Here is a 14,782-nt window from a genome sequence, read left to right on the forward strand (position 1 = left end):
TGGCGTCTTTAGTTTATCTAACCAACTATACTTTACAAACTGGTTTCTAGAGGCAATTTCCTTATGAGGTAGTAGGGAATACGGTAAAGTTAATTAATTGAGCATGCCGTATAACAGAAATATCAACAGCAGTAAGTATTTCTTTATGCATTAGTTCTTTAAACAGTTCATGCATGGTGTTCATAGGTTTCCCGTTAAAGGAAACAATAATGTCACCCTCCTGAAGCTGAGACCGTGAGGCTGGTGTATCTTTTTCGATCGCCACCACAAACAAACCAGTTTTATTAGGCAAATGATAGTGTCTTAGTATTTTTTGATTTATAGGTACTTCCTGCAACGCTGTGCCCAGGTAAGCTTTAAAAACTTTTCCATTCCTCAAAAGCTGATCAGCAATCTCTTTTGCCGTATTGATGTCTACAGAAAAGCTGAGGCCCTGTGCCCCGTTTATAATTGCAGTATTAACGCCTATTACTTCTCCATCTGCATTTATCATCGGCCCGCCCGAATTGCCCGGATTTAACGCGGCATCCGATTGAATTACATTGTCTACCATTCTTCCTGATTGTGTTCTTAACGTTCTGCCCAAGGCGCTTACAACGCCAGCAGTAACAGTATGTTGGTAGCCGTAAGGGTTTCCGATAGCAATTACAAGTTGGCCAATCAGTAACTGAGATGCATCACCTAATTTGGCTACTGAATACCCATCTGTATATATTTTAAGGATGGCGATATCTGTATCCGGATCCTGACCTATAAGCTCTGCTTCAATTTCATTCTCATTAAGAAGACTTACCATTATCTTCTCTGCCTTATTTACTACATGGCTATTGGTGAAGATTAGTCCGTCAGATGAAAAGATAAACCCAGAACCGGAACCAGCTTGCTGAAATTTTCCATTCACCTTTTTAAAGACATCAATCTTAACTACAGCATTTTTTATTTTATTAACGGCTTCTACAACCGTAAGCGAAAAACTATCCATAGTATTATACTTTATGATCTATGCTTTTTCAAAAAGCTGTCCAACTGAGTTTATGGACTAATTGGCTTAAACGGTGAAGACAAATTGGCGTGTATGGATTTAGAATAAACTTGAAATAATTTCGTCTGGTGCTGTCAATTTTTTCATCACGTTAGATGTGTTACGCTACACATACTGCATTTTTGTCACTCAAATCGTTAATCAGGTAATTGCTGCTTCGCTCCTTGTCCTGTAGGTTTTATAAAAGGATGTGATTTTTTACCAAATAATAATTTGTCTTCTTTGTTTTCGTGAAATGGTTTACCCTTCTAGTAATTCTTTTTATATGCGCAGGTTGTTACCACTTTAATGAGCGCACAGCCCATGGTAACGCCTCTATAAAGATTTTGTCTTTGGATACTGCCCTCCTGAGAAACGAGTCACTGTTAATGGAAGCTTCCGTTCGTGAACTTTACAGGTTGCGCAATTATTCCCTCCAATGGTATGATACCGGAACGCTTAATTCTTCCGGAGATTCATTACTTGGTTTTATTAAGCTGGCAGGTGAATTTGGGCTCATGTCCGATCACTACCACCTACAAAGAATTTCAGGTCTGGTTGAGGTGAAAAAAACAGAACAGGAAATTGTTGAATCGGATATGCTTCTCACCGACTCCTTTTTTGCAATGCGCGCGCATCTCAAAAATGGAAGAGTAGACCCATTAACTTTTGTAAGAAAAAGCTATACTGATAGCCTTGACTCTGCAGGCATTAAAATCCTTATCAGTAATATTACCAGGCCATCTATTAAGCACTCATTAGAGTCTCAGGAGCCTACACATATTCAATATAGGATACTCAAGGATTCTCTTAAAGCATTTTTAGCAATTCACAACAAAGACTCAGCAGCACATCATAAGATTATGCAGCTTCAGATAACTATGGAGCGGTGGCGACATACCAAAGCATATCCAGACAGGTACATCCAGGTTAATATCCCTTCTTACAATCTATTTGTAATGGAGAAAGGAGATACGGTTCTTCGATCCAATGTTATTGTAGGCAAACCGTTTTCCAGAACACCAGAACTGGAAAGTGTAATTACATCTTTTGTGATATATCCGTATTGGCACGTGCCAAGAAGTATTGCCACCAAAGAAATCTTGCCTTCCATACAAAGAGATTCGATGTATCTAACTAATCATAACTATGAGGTGCTAGATGCGCAAGGCAATGTTGTGGATGCTGCTACAATTAACTGGGCCAGTTTAAAAGAAGATTATTTTCCTTACCAGTTAAGGCAGCGTGAAGGTCGCGAAAACAGCCTTGGCATTATAAAGTTTCTTTTCAAGAATCCTTATGGCGTTTATTTGCATGATACCAATAGCAGAAGGTTATTTTCAAGAGAAAACAGGGCGCTTAGCCATGGATGTGTTAGGGTAGAGCAGCGAAGAGATCTGGCTAGATATCTCGTACGCGACGATAATGTTTATGTTACACCAGACGACGTAGATCAATACTTTAGCTTGCAACAACGAGTTGATGTAAGGGTACGCAAGCCAATACCTATTTTTATTCAATACTTCACGTGTGAGTATATTAATGGATCACTTAAGTTCTATAAAGATGTTTATCAGAATGACCAGGAGATACTTAATGTGTTGGATTCAACCAATAAAATGGATGAAAGACTAGCAATGAATTAAAGTTGAAATTCCTATTATCTGTTCAGTAAAAGGTCTACTCTACTAATCAGCTCTTTTTGAGTTACAGGTTTTAATATCCAGGAGTCTGCCCCCGCATCGGTTGCCAATTGTTGTATCTCAGGATTGGCCGAAATAAGTAGCACCAAAGGTTTAACTTCTTTATTCGTTGACTTAAGTACTTTACAAATCTCGGTGCCGCTTATTCCCCCAAGGTTAATATCTATAATATAAAGATCTGTGCTGCCACTTGGTGATTGAGATTGAAAGAATTCATCTCCGTTAGAAAATGCCTCAACGTCAAATCCTTCTGTTTTAAGCGCAATTTGAAGCAAACTTCTTAAGTCAAAGTCGTCATCAATCACAGTAATTCGCTGCTTCATCTCTGTTGCTTGAGGAATTAAATCTACAGTATCTAGCTGTTATTATACCTGTTTCACCGATCAACCTGACAAAATGTTAGTTTAAAGAAACGAGCTAGTACTGTGTAATATGGCAATAATTTTTCTTCGAATATCCGGAAAATAAGAATTATCACAAAGGATAAATAAGAACTATGGTGTAAAACGTAATTGTTATGAAAACGAGACCTTTAAAGAACGTTCTTGAGCAGATAGGATTAAAGCTTCAAGGACTAAGAGAAAAAAAGGGATATGATAGTATTAAAGATTTTGCTTTAGATCACGATCTACCATTAATTCAATATTGGAGAATCGAGAAGGGAAAAGCGAACATCACAATCAAAAGTTTGAATAAACTTCTCTCCATACACAGTATGTCAGTAGAGGATTTCTTTTGTTCAACTTTCAGGAATTAATAAATTCCTGGATCCCTTATATCAATCTGATAAAACGAATTAATTTTATTGAATATAAGCAAAGGCTACTTAAAAGTAGCCTTTGTCATTTTTAATACCTGTATGTGAAATGGGGTCCCTTAACAGATGCGATTAGATCGAATTATCCTAATTGAAGATTTTCAGGGCAGAAGAAGAATAGCAAATAGTCATCACTAGGCTAGCCTATCGTATGGGTGCATTGAGCTCACGATGTCTTGTCCCCCAATCGCTCAATTGCAGGCAAATCGGTACCAACTCTTTTCCGATATCGGTTAGCTCATATTCTACCCGCACCGGTACCTCGGCAAATACAGTGCGCTTCACAATTCCATCGTCCTCTAACTCGCGCAGCTGTAAGGTTAACATCCGCTCAGATATCTGCTCTAAATTCTTTTTCAGTTCTCCGTAGCGAAGCGGTTTCTTTTCAAGGCCCGTCATAATCAACATTTTCCAGCGGCCGCCGATAAGCTGTACCGCATATGTCATATCGCAGTTGGTTAAAAATTTACGATTACGATTATTTGTCGAGTTCTCCTTGATTTTAGCCATACGAACATTTTTGTCTGTACCGGACAATAGGTTGTGTTATACCCAACAATGGCCGTTACGAAATAGTTTTGGCTCCTGATTTAAAAAGAACATCTAATCATGAATGTAACAAAACAAGCAAGGGGAGTACGTTTCCGGGAGACGGGCGGTCCTGAAGTATTAAAAGTTGAAAATGTAGAGGTCCTATCACCAGGACCGGGAGAGGTACGCATGCAGGTCAAGGCGGTCGGGCTGAACCGAGTGGACACGGTGTTCCGAAGTAGCGGTGTTTTTCCCGAGGCTGCGCTGTTTCCCTCGCAGATCGGATATGAGGCCTCGGGTGTTATCGAATCTGTAGGTGACAACGTAGTTGACTTCAAGGTTGGCGACCGTGTTAGCGTGCTTCCCGCATTCTCCAATCGTCAATACGGCACTTACGGAGATTTGATTCTAGTACCAGCCTACGCACTTGTGCCCTTTCCTAAAAACTTATCTTTTGAAGAAGCTGCTTCTATCTGGACAACTTTTATTGTCGCCTATGGTATGCTGGTCGATTCTTCGAACATTCAGCCCGGTCAAATGGTACTAATTAACGCGGCTTCCAGTAGTGTAGGACTATCGGCTATCCAAATTGCTAAAATGCAAGGTGCCATTCCTATAGCCCTAACAACGTCAGCTTTTAAAAAAGAAGCTTTAATAGAAGCAGGTGCAAAGCATGTTGTTGTGACTAAAGAAGAAGATGTAGTATCCCGCATTCAACAGATCACAGCGGGAAAAGGAGCAGATGTCATTCTCGATGCGGTTGGGGGCCAACAGTTTCATTTACTCGTGAAGTCTGCCGCCACCCATGGAAAAATATATGCTTATGGTATGTTGGAAGACCTGGGAACCTATCCTACGGCCGACGTGGTCGTAAAGAAGCTTACAATAGCCGGCTATGATATGATAGATCAAATATTAATGAACCAAGATAAAATCCAGGCGGCCACTAAGTTTATAATCGCAGGTCTGGAATCAAAAAAACTGAGACCGGTTGTAGCTAAAGCATTTGCGTTCAATGATGTTGCAGATGCGCACCGGTACTTGGAAAGGAATCAACAGATAGGAAAAGTAGTGCTTACTGTTTAGTTAATGTAACTAGCTTAATAAGCCAAATCAAATTCAATGATCATCGATAAAACGAAAAATGCTTGCGAACCGATCGCAAGCATTTTAATCTTAAAAGTCGGGGTGAGATGATTCGAACATCCGACCCCCACGTCCCTAACGTGGTGCGCTAACCGGGCTGCGCTACACCCCGAAGAATAGTTTCAGAAAAACTCTGAAAAAGTATCCGATTCCTGGACCGAAAGTTCAGTGCCTTAAAAACGGGCTGCAATAATACAAATTATCCTTTACTTGCCCAATATATCGACTTTAGGTTAAGTCTTTAAACTTAACAAGATTATAATCCATTAATACCAGCTATTATCCAACTATCGATTTAGTTAAGTAATTTCCATTATAATATCTTTACCTTAAAAAATTTATACTTAAATAAACTTTCTCACATGGCAAAATCAGGCCCTATTATAATTATTGAAGATGATCCTGATGACCACGAAATGATTGAACGGATTCTGCTTAAGCTGAATGTTGAAAACCCGATAAAGAAATTTATGGATGGCGAATCTGCTCTTCAGTATCTGCAATCTACTTCCGATGATCCCTTTGTTATCATTTGTGATATCAATATGCCTATCATGAATGGACTTCAACTCAAAGAGAGTATCGATACAGACAAGCGACTAAGGGTCAAAAGTATTCCATTCGTCTTTCTTTCAACAACAGCTAATCCGCAGCAGGTAAAGCAAGCTTATCATTACAGTGTTCAGGGATTCTTTTTAAAGGGTCAGAGTTACGAAGCATTAAAGAATTCTTTACACCAAATAGTTTCTTACTGGCAACATTGTGTCCATCCCAATAATCTTACTTGAGAAGAAGTTTATTGTGGGTTTACTACAAACTCAGATAAAGTTGGGTAATACATCATCTTCTTCCATTCTAATGAAATTATCTTTTTTAGAATAGCCTTTAACTCATTAAATGAGGTGGGCTTTATCATATAAAAGTTCGATCCCTCCCTATAACAAAATTCGATTTGCTCCAACTCTTTAACAGAAGTATAAATAATGATGGGTAGCGAGTCGTATTTTCTGTTAGCACGAATTTCTCTTAAACATTCTCGGCCGGTTTTATAAGGAAGAAATATATCCATAAAAAGTATATCAGGTATATTCTGGTCAAGCAACTGTAATAAAATATCTCCGTTTTCTGCCCGTTTAAGTATTACTGTAAGGGAAGTTTCATCAATAGCCATTGAAAAGAAATCAAAGTCATCATCATCATCTTCAGCCAGCAGTACATGTTTGGGAACCTCTTCTAACGCTTTCATGCTTTCTATAAAAATGTAAAGTATTTGCAAAGATAAGCCGAAAATAACTAAATATCTTATAAGATAATCTTTGATTTAACTTGTTGTAACCTTTAAACCCGGTTTAAAGCCTCTCTTACAAACAAATAATGTTAGTGTGGGTTTTAGCACATTTTGCTTTTGCCAATAGCAGGAAGGTTAGATCTTCGATCTTCTAATCACACATAACACGCTTACGCGGAAGGTATGGCTTTGTAATCGAGCAACGGATGTACTTCGTAATGATAGTAGGGCTGATATCCCTGGAAGGGCTCATCAATTTCAAACTGCATGATATGCGATAAATCGCCTATAGAAATTAACCTGTGCGTAATATCATCATTCAGCAAAACGCCGTTCTCAGTAATGTAAAAAACAGACACAAAATGGTTAACCCACATCTCGCCCAGCAGCCTGTAGCGAATGCAGATGTCAGGTCGTTTCTCTCTTAAGTCTTTTAACAACCTTTTGAAATCAATAACCGAGATAAGGGTCTGTGCTCTCTCCATTTTTGCCCGAAAGGTGATATTATGAATTTCGCGCAATTGTAAAAAAGCGTGCCTTTCGAAATTATTTTTCCGAATGGAAAGAAAAGGTATTTACCTGCCTCCGCGGGTATTTTGCGACACCAATAGAATTGAATTATTTCTTCTTGTTGTTCTTTAACCCATTGAAGAATTTAACCCAGTTAAACGGATTCAAGAATGGGTTCGTAACAGGCATGAACTTATCGTTCTGGCTTGCTGCCCATTGGTTAAGATAGTACTTCTGGTTCTGCGGCCCATCCATAGGCGTTGTCTTGAGTATGAGTGCCAGTAATTCCTGATTCATACTTTTAGCATCTATCCCATTGTCCTGTGGTAAATTTAATGCGAGTACGGCCTCTTTAAAAACCTCCTCTGTTGGATATGGTACAATTTCAACTTCTCTTAAATAAGTAACGTCCTGAACCATCGGAACTATAATGGTCAGGTATTCTGCCGTTCCGGCAGGAACAATATAATGCTGGCGTTGGTAGCCTACTGAACTTATTACAATGCTATCGCCCGCTAATACAGGCATAGAAAAGAAACCAACAGAGTTTGTTGTTACGCCGCGGCCTGCTTTAGGGACATATACATGAACGCCCGGAAGCGGTCCTTCAACGGTATCCATCACCACGCCAGATAACTGTATAATACGCTTCTGCTGTTGAGCCGACGCATTGGAAAAAAACAATACTGAGCCCAGAACAGCTACGATTGCTATAAAAAGCGGTTTAGATATAAAAAACTTCACTTCCGGCAACTTTAGTTAATATTCAAATATAAAAAATAAGGGCTTAGAACGCCAATTAATTAATTTTAAGCCATTAATATATATAGATGCAAAATGCGTCTTAAAAGTTTCAATCTTACACTTGGTTCTCAGATTTTCAAAGCTTGTGCGGATGAATCCCGCATTCGCATACTACACCTTATTTTCGAGAACGGCGAAATGTGCATTTCGGACTTAGAAAAAATCCTTGATTTTACCCAAACCAAAACTTCCCGCCACCTCATTTATCTTAAGAATGCAGGCATATTGTCGTATCGCCGATATAATCACTGGGTATTTTATCAGATAAAAGATGAGGTTTATGAAATTCTTAAGCAGATTATTCAGTTTTTAAGAAAAGACAAGCAGTTACAGAAAGATCAGCAGGTATACCAAACCATGCACTCCAACAGAGAACTGGCGGTTAACAAGGTGCAGATTGAAGAATGGCAGAAGAAAACAATAAATGATGGACGAACTTTCAACGGGAAAAAAATATAAGTGCGTTTTCTTTGATCTCGATCATACCCTGTGGGATTACGAAACCAACTGCCGCGAAACATTATATGACTTATACAGCGCCTATCAATTAGATAAACGGAATATCCCCGATGGCCAAAGCTTATATGAGCAATTCAAAAAAGTGAACACTACCTTATGGGATTTGTACGACAGGCAGCTGATAACACAAGACGTTATCCGTAAGGAAAGATTCAAACAGGTACTCGACCATTTTGGTGCTTACGAAGAAACATTAAGTAATCAATTATCTGATGATTACCTGGAGGCGTGTCCTAAAAAACCAAACTTAATGCCTTATGCTGAAGATGTACTTCATTACCTCTCAAAAAAATATCAGCTTACAATAATTACCAACGGGTTTGAGAAGATACAACACGTAAAACTAGCTTCAGGTAAAATCAGTAGTTACTTTAAGCATATCATTACTTCGCAAAAGGCAGGACATAGAAAGCCATCTCCGCATATTTTTGAGTATGCTGTTCATGCGCATAATATACAATGTTGCGATGCTATTATGATTGGTGATAATCTACTTACTGATATTCAAGGCGCACGCGGCTGTACCATCGATACTGTATTTTATAATCCTGAAAGAATTCCCCATCAATCAAAAACTACCTATGAAATAGGATGTCTTTCAGAACTTCTTAACATTTTATGATTTCCATTACATTTGCAACCTTACTTTAAGAAAAACATTAACCTAATAACCATATAAATTATGCCCAATGGATTCTTTAATGTTCCTCTTCCTAAGAACGAACCCGTTCTGAGCTACGGAAAAGGCACACGTGAACGCCAGCTTCTTAAAAAGGCACTTGAAGAAGCAAGAGCCAGACAGGTTGATATACCCATGTATATCGGTGCAGAAGAAGTGAGAACGCAAAACAAGAAGAAGCTTTCTCCTCCGCATGATCACCAACACATTCTTGGGTATTACCATGAAGGTGATAGACAACATGTAGAGCAGGCAGTTCAGGCAGCATTAAATGCAAAAGAACTTTGGGCAAATATGAGTTGGGAACATCGCGCAAGCATATTTCTTAAAGCTGCAGATCTTATTGCCGGGCCTTACCGCTATATTTTAAACGCAGCTACCATGCTGGGCCAATCGAAGAATGCTTTTCAGGCAGAAATTGATTCAGCTTGTGAGCTGATCGACTTTCTTCGTTTCAATGTTTATTTTATGTCCCAGATCTATCACGATCAACCGGAATCTTCTCCCGGTGTTTGGAATAGAATGGAGTATCGCCCGCTTGAAGGATTTACACTTGCAATAACACCATTCAACTTTACTGCCATTGCCGGAAACCTTCCTACAAGCATGGCCATGATGGGTAACACCGTTGTATGGAAACCTGCTTACACGCAAATCTACGCAGCTAACGTAATTATGCAGGTATTGAAAAAGGCCGGACTTCCTGATGGCGTAATTAACCTTATTTATGTTGATGGCCCCGTAGTTGGCGATGTTGTTTTCAGCCATCCTGATTTCGCTGGCTTACATTTCACAGGAAGTACCAAAGTATTCCAAAGCATGTGGAAGGCTATTGGCGAAAATATTCAGAAGTATAGAGGTTATCCGCGCATAGTAGGGGAGACAGGCGGTAAGGATTTCATTATGGTACACCCGAGTGCCGACGCTAAAGAAGTGGCTACAGCTATTGTCAGAGGAGCTTTTGAATACCAGGGACAAAAATGTTCAGCTGCCTCTCGTTGCTATATCCCTAAGAACCTCTGGGAAGAAGTACGCAAATACGTTGTTGAAGATCTCAAAACCCTCAAGATTGGGGTTACCGAAGACTTCAGTAATTTCATCAATGCGGTTATCGATGAACGTTCGTTCAACTCCATTGCCAACTATATTGATAATGCCAAGGTAAGTCAGATGAACGAGATTATTGCCGGAGGAAATTACGATAAGAGCAAAGGGTACTTTGTAGAGCCTACGGTCATACTGACCAAAGATCCGTCGTCGACTACAATGTGTGAAGAGATCTTTGGTCCGGTGTTAACAGTTTATGTTTATGATCCCGCCAACTTTGAAGAAACGCTTGATCTGGTAGACAGAACCTCTCCTTATGCACTAACAGGTTCTATATTCGCGCGCGATCGTTATGCCATTGAGTTAGCTACTAAAAAGCTGACCAATGCTGCAGGTAATTTTTATATTAACGATAAGCCAACCGGAGCGGTAGTAGGCCAACAACCTTTCGGTGGAGCAAGAGGTTCCGGTACTAACGATAAAGCAGGAGCAAAGGCTAACCTCATGCGGTGGGTTTCCATGCGAACCATCAAAGAAACGTTGGTACCCCCAACTGATTACAGATATCCGTTCCTCGAACAGGATTAGGCCAAAAGGAACAAGTAATACTAAACCCCGCCCAACAGCGGGGTTTTTCTTTTTCTACTCCATTTCCAAACAGAATAACGAACTTCGGGAGCCTCCCGGTTCGCATACATGAGCTCGTTTCCACCCGTATACTTGACGGATCAGTGTGGGTTTCATGGAGGATCGGTGCAGATGCTGTGAAATTACTCTGATAATTCACTCATTCTTCATAAAAAGGGCCTTTTCATGATAGTTGACACAAGGATCATAGAAGAATGACAGAAGCATTACTAATGCCACACCGATGCTACTTTGCTTCTTGCCTACACTTCCGGAGAGGTAAAGCTTCTTTTCCTTTATGCAAACCTGTATCCGTAATAAAAAAGCAAGGCGTTGCGCTGCCTTGCTTTCTGTGGTAATGAAAATATCGGGTAATTATTCCGTTTAAGCTTTTAATTCGTTCTGTACCGGAGCTTGGTACCAGTTGATTTTGCGTGAGAAATACATCAGTATGCTGATGATAAAGAATAAACCTATGCTACCGATCAATAATGAGAAATCTTGTTGTTGGATGATAACATAGATAAAGGTGTAGAACACAACAAGAACCGAAGTGAAGATCATCACCAGCTTACTGCTTCTCAAAAATGAAGATGAGTAGGCGGAGATAAGAATAACCGTAGCAATAGAGGCGATGAGATAAGAAACGTTGTATCCAAAATGTTCTGAAAAGCTGAGCAGTAACGTATAGTAAATAGTTAATGCAGCTCCAATTAATATATACTGAAAGGGATGAATCCTGATCTTCTGGGTAATCTCTACCATAAAAAGAGCAATGAATGTAAGTAGGATAATCAGTGCACCGTATTTAGAAGTACGCATACTCATCTGATACTGATCAACAGGGATAAGAAGTTTAACACCAAATTCAGATCCACCAAGGTATTGATCTTGCTCTACCCATTGTTGGGAGAAGGGCCTGTTAAAGTGCAGTACCTTCCAGGTTGCAGTAAAACCATTGTCTGTAATCTTTCTTGCTTCAGGCAAAAACTCTCCATTAAAACTAGGATCATGCCACGCTCCTGATAATTCCGCAGTTGTTGTTTTACCTGCAGGAACAAAGTTCAGTTGTTTACTTCCTTTAAGGGAAAGATTCAGTGAAATATCTCCGTTAAAACTGTCTTTGTTTTGCCAGTTAAGTTTGGCAATAATACCACTGCTTGAGAAGTTTGAATAGTGCGCTTCAGTTTCAGTAGTATATGTGGCTTTATCTTCATTTCGTGAGTAGGATATACCAAGGTTATTTGCTGGCTCTGCAGTAAGGGCATTGCCTCCGGCATTAAACACAGGGTTTTCGCTTATACCCCTCAAATCAGTTATGCCGAAAGTAAGAAAGGCATCTGACCAAAGAACCTGATCTTCAGCAATATTTAAGGATTTAAAATCAGGTTGTATAAAGCTCGATTGGATGTTTAATGTTGATCCATATACAACGGCATCGAAAATCCCCCGATGCAAAACCGTTGGTTTTACCTCACCCTTTATATTAAGTTCATTAGGAAGAAAGTAAGCTCTCTCAATACGTTCTTTAATCTCCTTTCCATCTTTGCCACGGTCTATTATTTCCTGTTTCCTAAAAGGAATAACAAGAACAGGACCAGATACCGTTTGGCTACCCGACCATTTTGATGCTACTTCTGTCATCGCCTCATCAGCGCGCTGTTGCCTTTCCATAATCAGGTCTTGTATCCATGCTGAAGGTATAAGGAGGATGATAACAAGAAACCCGATGCTCACAAGCTTAATCATAATCGACTCCTGAATCCAGGCGTTGACACGCTCAAAAATGTTATTAGTGATAGGTGTTGAATCCATATATGTTAGTTTAATAATTTCTAAAAGTTTAGTATGTCGCGAAGTGTGGTGATCTTCTCGCCGGTAACAACCTGTGTTCTTGCAAACAGGATGAGTGATAGCTGGGCAGCAATTATAAACGGTATAAACGATGGAAGAAACTCGCTTACATCTTCTGAGGAAAGTTGCAGTATGCCAAAGAATAAGACAACAATACCCATGCTTAGTATAAGCACAGAGAGCACAGTAAAGAATAATCGCTTCTTTAGAACTTCTATTTTTGGAATGATGTGAAGGAGGGGTACAAGCAGTAGATTAACAGGCGAAGAGAAAATAAGAGATGCAAGAAAAATATCACTGAAGCTAAATCCCCTCGCATTGATGAAGTAAACACTGAGCGAGCCAAGCGCATTGGTGGTGATCCATATCAAACCAGATTGACACACGGAAAGTAGAAGGTGCTTGTTCATAGATAATTGAAAGTACTTTTAATTTAAAAGGATATAAGTAAAAAAATTATTTCCCTTGTTGCTTAATCAAAAGCTCAAGTGCATCGATATGCTTTTTAAAAGCAGTTCGTCCTTTTTCAGTTACTTTATATTTGGTTTTCGGTTTCCTGTCCACAAACGATTTGCTCACAGAGATATACTTTTCTTTTTCAAGCGCTTTGATATGCGTAGCAAGATTCCCGTCCGTCACGTTCATTAATTCCTTTAGGGAATTGAAGTCGTACGAATCGTTAGCCACCAGCACAGACATGATCTGCAACCGGAGCCGGTGTTCAAGCACTCTATCAAGTAAATCAAAGGGATTTTTCACTTGTCGTAACGATAATGCATTACACTGCCGTAAATAACATGAAGCACTCCGAAGCCAAGAGCCCAGAAGATCAATCCAAAGCCAGGCAGCGCTGCAGCGATTAACCCAATAACAATTTCACAAAAGCCAAGGTAGCGGATTTCGTCATAAGTGTATTGGCCCGCCTGAATTAAAGCAAGCCCGTAAAATATAAGACTTGCCGGAGCTGCCACTCCGTAATGCCCATTTGCTAATAGAATGATGATAAGTAACCCACCTGTTACCAGGGGTGTGATAACGCTTTGCAGAAGTCTTTTACTCGTTGTATTCCATAAGCTTACCTTGTGTTTTTTTGCTTTACGCTGACTGAACCATAATGCTGTGCCGATGGAAGCGGTAAGTACGATAATAGCAATGATGCTGAGCTTAATAAGAATAGTACGCTCATTAACGGAATAAGTCCTGTAATTAAGAGGTGAAACAGGATAATGAATAGTAAAATAAGCAGTGGTGGCACCGATTAACGCATAAATGCCAGCCATAACACCTGATATCCCGCTAAGGGAGATAAATTTAACGGACCGTTCCATCATATTTCTGATGGACGATAAGTCCTTTTCGTACTCCGTAATATCCTTCATGAGAAAGTACTTTGTGATTCAAAGTTAGATAACGGAATTGAATAAGCAAGTGTTACAGGAAGAATATAAACATTTTTTCTCCTCCTGGTTTCCTATAGCTGATAAATGCGTCTTCGCCAAAGCCTTGGCTATAGCTTCTAGAGATACTGAGTAACTTCTCGAATTGAGCTCACTTGCCTGAAGTTGGGATGATCGATATTCACTTCTATCTTTTCATGCGCCCACGTAGTATGATAAGGGATATGGATTCCATGGCCACCAATATGCAATACCGGCAATACATCAGACTTCAATGAGTTGCCAATCATCACAAATTCTTCGGCCTTAATATCCAGGCGTTTGATCAGCTTTTTATAGTCCTCTTCGCCCTTCTCGGTCATAATCTCGATATGATGGAAGTAGTGTCCTAAGCCGGATTTGTGAAGTTTTCGGTGCTGATCGAGCAGATCTCCTTTTGTAGCCATCACTAGCCTGTAACGATTTTTAAGTTCGCTTAAAACTTGTTCAACGCCATCGATAATGGTAACAGGTTTTGCAAGAAGCTCTTTCCCAAATTGAAGGATCTTTTCAATGGCTTCCGGTGGTATAGTCTTATCCGTTACACGAAGTGCCGTCTCTATCATAGAAAGCATGAAGCCCTTGATGCCATAACCATAGAGAGAAAGGTTAGTGACTTCTGTTTGTAACAGCTCACGCGATAAGGTATGAATAGGGAGATAGTCTTCAAGTAGTTGACAGAATTTCTGTTCTGTCTCCTGGAAGTAGGCTTCGTTATCCCACAGGGTATCGTCTGCGTCAAACGCAACTATTTTTATAGCCATATAAAACTAAAATGTAAGAAGAATAGAATAACGGGA

General features: G+C 39.7%; 18 protein-coding genes and 1 tRNA gene. 7 read left to right on the forward strand and 12 right to left on the reverse strand.

The features are described 5' to 3' along the window. Window positions 1-61: 61 nt before the first annotated feature. The gene (locus KK060_RS11740) at window positions 62-982 is read right to left on the reverse strand and encodes a S1C family serine protease (protein ID WP_254153926.1); all 921 of its coding nucleotides are present in this window, start codon (window positions 980-982) and stop codon (window positions 62-64) included. Between the two features lie 392 nt (window positions 983-1,374). Between KK060_RS11740 and KK060_RS11745 the strand changes: the two genes are divergently transcribed. Beyond that, window positions 1,375-2,667 carry a L,D-transpeptidase family protein gene (locus KK060_RS11745; protein WP_254153927.1) on the forward strand — a complete coding sequence of 431 codons (1,293 nt, stop codon included), beginning with the start codon at window positions 1,375-1,377 and terminating at the stop codon, window positions 2,665-2,667. Window positions 2,668-2,681: 14 nt separating this feature from the next. On the opposite strand, the gene KK060_RS11750 is transcribed toward KK060_RS11745, so the two are convergent. Beyond that, window positions 2,682-3,047 (reverse strand): response regulator transcription factor, encoded by a 366-nt coding sequence (locus KK060_RS11750; protein ID WP_254153928.1) that lies wholly within the window; start codon window positions 3,045-3,047, stop codon window positions 2,682-2,684. A 194-nt stretch (window positions 3,048-3,241) separates the two neighbouring features. Between KK060_RS11750 and KK060_RS11755 the strand changes: the two genes are divergently transcribed. Further along, window positions 3,242-3,481, forward strand: a complete 240-nt coding sequence (locus tag KK060_RS11755; protein ID WP_254153929.1) for a helix-turn-helix domain-containing protein — start codon at window positions 3,242-3,244, stop codon at window positions 3,479-3,481. Between the two features lie 204 nt (window positions 3,482-3,685). Here KK060_RS11755 and KK060_RS11760 read toward each other — a convergent pair whose 3' ends face one another. Continuing rightward, window positions 3,686-3,988, reverse strand: a complete 303-nt coding sequence (locus tag KK060_RS11760) for a winged helix-turn-helix transcriptional regulator (RefSeq protein WP_254153930.1) — start codon at window positions 3,986-3,988, stop codon at window positions 3,686-3,688. A 162-nt stretch (window positions 3,989-4,150) separates the two neighbouring features. On the opposite strand from KK060_RS11760, the gene KK060_RS11765 reads away from it, so the two are divergent. Further along, window positions 4,151-5,158 carry a zinc-dependent alcohol dehydrogenase family protein gene (locus tag KK060_RS11765; protein ID WP_254153931.1) on the forward strand — a complete coding sequence of 336 codons (1,008 nt, stop codon included), beginning with the start codon at window positions 4,151-4,153 and terminating at the stop codon, window positions 5,156-5,158. 97 nt (window positions 5,159-5,255) lie between these two features. Here the strand turns inward: KK060_RS11765 and KK060_RS11770 are convergent. Then, a tRNA-Pro gene (locus KK060_RS11770) sits at window positions 5,256-5,330 on the reverse strand. 250 nt (window positions 5,331-5,580) lie between these two features. Between KK060_RS11770 and KK060_RS11775 the strand changes: the two genes are divergently transcribed. Then, window positions 5,581-6,006: a response regulator gene (locus tag KK060_RS11775; RefSeq protein ID WP_254153932.1), complete on the forward strand. Its 426-nt coding sequence runs from the start codon at window positions 5,581-5,583 to the stop codon at window positions 6,004-6,006. An 8-nt stretch (window positions 6,007-6,014) separates the two neighbouring features. Here KK060_RS11775 and KK060_RS11780 read toward each other — a convergent pair whose 3' ends face one another. From KK060_RS11780 to KK060_RS11790, 3 genes are all read right to left on the reverse strand, one after another. Then, complete coding sequence (locus tag KK060_RS11780) at window positions 6,015-6,464, reverse strand: response regulator (protein ID WP_254153933.1); 450 nt, start codon at window positions 6,462-6,464, stop codon at window positions 6,015-6,017. A 212-nt stretch (window positions 6,465-6,676) separates the two neighbouring features. Beyond that, window positions 6,677-6,991, reverse strand: coding sequence for a hypothetical protein (locus KK060_RS11785; RefSeq protein ID WP_254153934.1), 315 nt, complete (start codon window positions 6,989-6,991; stop codon window positions 6,677-6,679). A 133-nt stretch (window positions 6,992-7,124) separates the two neighbouring features. Continuing rightward, the gene (locus KK060_RS11790; RefSeq protein ID WP_254153935.1) at window positions 7,125-7,760 is read right to left on the reverse strand and encodes a carboxypeptidase-like regulatory domain-containing protein; all 636 of its coding nucleotides are present in this window, start codon (window positions 7,758-7,760) and stop codon (window positions 7,125-7,127) included. Between the two features lie 93 nt (window positions 7,761-7,853). Between KK060_RS11790 and KK060_RS11795 the strand changes: the two genes are divergently transcribed. From KK060_RS11795 to pruA, 3 genes are read left to right on the forward strand one after another with little or no spacing between them, the layout of a single operon-like run. Beyond that, window positions 7,854-8,279, forward strand: coding sequence for an ArsR/SmtB family transcription factor (locus tag KK060_RS11795; protein ID WP_254153936.1), 426 nt, complete (start codon window positions 7,854-7,856; stop codon window positions 8,277-8,279). Beyond that, a complete protein-coding gene (locus KK060_RS11800) occupies window positions 8,245-8,961 on the forward strand; it encodes a YjjG family noncanonical pyrimidine nucleotidase (protein WP_254153937.1) in 717 nt (238 codons plus the stop codon). The genes KK060_RS11795 and KK060_RS11800 overlap by 35 nt, the downstream gene beginning before the upstream one ends. A 60-nt stretch (window positions 8,962-9,021) precedes the next feature. After that, entirely contained in the window at window positions 9,022-10,653 is a 1,632-nt protein-coding gene (gene pruA / locus KK060_RS11805) for an L-glutamate gamma-semialdehyde dehydrogenase (protein WP_254153938.1), read from the forward strand. 423 nt (window positions 10,654-11,076) lie between these two features. On the opposite strand, the gene creD is transcribed toward pruA, so the two are convergent. The 5 genes from creD to KK060_RS11830 all read right to left on the reverse strand — a co-directional run bounded on the left by creD (window position 11,077) and on the right by KK060_RS11830 (window position 14,746). Further along, the gene (gene creD, locus KK060_RS11810; protein ID WP_254153939.1) at window positions 11,077-12,507 is read right to left on the reverse strand and encodes a cell envelope integrity protein CreD; all 1,431 of its coding nucleotides are present in this window, start codon (window positions 12,505-12,507) and stop codon (window positions 11,077-11,079) included. Window positions 12,508-12,527: 20 nt separating this feature from the next. Beyond that, window positions 12,528-12,956: a hypothetical protein gene (locus tag KK060_RS11815; RefSeq protein ID WP_254153940.1), complete on the reverse strand. Its 429-nt coding sequence runs from the start codon at window positions 12,954-12,956 to the stop codon at window positions 12,528-12,530. Between the two features lie 46 nt (window positions 12,957-13,002). Then, window positions 13,003-13,305 (reverse strand): winged helix-turn-helix domain-containing protein, encoded by a 303-nt coding sequence (locus KK060_RS11820; RefSeq protein ID WP_254153941.1) that lies wholly within the window; start codon window positions 13,303-13,305, stop codon window positions 13,003-13,005. After that, complete coding sequence (locus tag KK060_RS11825; RefSeq protein ID WP_254153942.1) at window positions 13,302-13,925, reverse strand: hypothetical protein; 624 nt, start codon at window positions 13,923-13,925, stop codon at window positions 13,302-13,304. The genes KK060_RS11820 and KK060_RS11825 overlap by 4 nt, the downstream gene beginning before the upstream one ends. 137 nt (window positions 13,926-14,062) lie before the next feature. Next, window positions 14,063-14,746: an HAD family hydrolase gene (locus tag KK060_RS11830; RefSeq protein WP_254153943.1), complete on the reverse strand. Its 684-nt coding sequence runs from the start codon at window positions 14,744-14,746 to the stop codon at window positions 14,063-14,065. Between the last annotated feature and the right edge of the window lie 36 nt (window positions 14,747-14,782).

The organism is Chryseosolibacter indicum (assembly GCF_018598585.1).
In the GTDB taxonomy this organism is placed as follows: domain Bacteria; phylum Bacteroidota; class Bacteroidia; order Cytophagales; family Cyclobacteriaceae; genus Chryseosolibacter; species Chryseosolibacter indicus.

Excerpts from the sequence above, each read along its gene's own strand:
- KK060_RS11825 (WP_254153942.1), bottom strand. The coding sequence starts at position 13,925 with ATGAAGGATATTACGGAGTACGAAAAGGACTTATCGTCCATCAGAAAT.
- KK060_RS11750 (WP_254153928.1), bottom strand. The coding sequence starts at position 3,047 with ATGAAGCAGCGAATTACTGTGATTGATGACGACTTTGACTTAAGAAGT.
- KK060_RS11785 (WP_254153934.1), bottom strand. The coding sequence starts at position 6,991 with ATGGAGAGAGCACAGACCCTTATCTCGGTTATTGATTTCAAAAGGTTG.
- KK060_RS11760 (WP_254153930.1), bottom strand. The coding sequence starts at position 3,988 with ATGACATATGCGGTACAGCTTATCGGCGGCCGCTGGAAAATGTTGATT.
- KK060_RS11740 (WP_254153926.1), bottom strand. The coding sequence starts at position 982 with ATGGATAGTTTTTCGCTTACGGTTGTAGAAGCCGTTAATAAAATAAAA.
- KK060_RS11765 (WP_254153931.1), top strand. The coding sequence starts at position 4,151 with ATGAATGTAACAAAACAAGCAAGGGGAGTACGTTTCCGGGAGACGGGC.
- KK060_RS11775 (WP_254153932.1), top strand. The coding sequence starts at position 5,581 with ATGGCAAAATCAGGCCCTATTATAATTATTGAAGATGATCCTGATGAC.
- KK060_RS11830 (WP_254153943.1), bottom strand. The coding sequence starts at position 14,746 with ATGGCTATAAAAATAGTTGCGTTTGACGCAGACGATACCCTGTGGGAT.
- KK060_RS11795 (WP_254153936.1), top strand. The coding sequence starts at position 7,854 with ATGCGTCTTAAAAGTTTCAATCTTACACTTGGTTCTCAGATTTTCAAA.
- KK060_RS11755 (WP_254153929.1), top strand. The coding sequence starts at position 3,242 with ATGAAAACGAGACCTTTAAAGAACGTTCTTGAGCAGATAGGATTAAAG.
- KK060_RS11800 (WP_254153937.1), top strand. The coding sequence starts at position 8,245 with ATGATGGACGAACTTTCAACGGGAAAAAAATATAAGTGCGTTTTCTTT.
- KK060_RS11780 (WP_254153933.1), bottom strand. The coding sequence starts at position 6,464 with ATGAAAGCGTTAGAAGAGGTTCCCAAACATGTACTGCTGGCTGAAGAT.
- pruA (WP_254153938.1), top strand. The coding sequence starts at position 9,022 with ATGCCCAATGGATTCTTTAATGTTCCTCTTCCTAAGAACGAACCCGTT.
- creD (WP_254153939.1), bottom strand. The coding sequence starts at position 12,507 with ATGGATTCAACACCTATCACTAATAACATTTTTGAGCGTGTCAACGCC.
- KK060_RS11815 (WP_254153940.1), bottom strand. The coding sequence starts at position 12,956 with ATGAACAAGCACCTTCTACTTTCCGTGTGTCAATCTGGTTTGATATGG.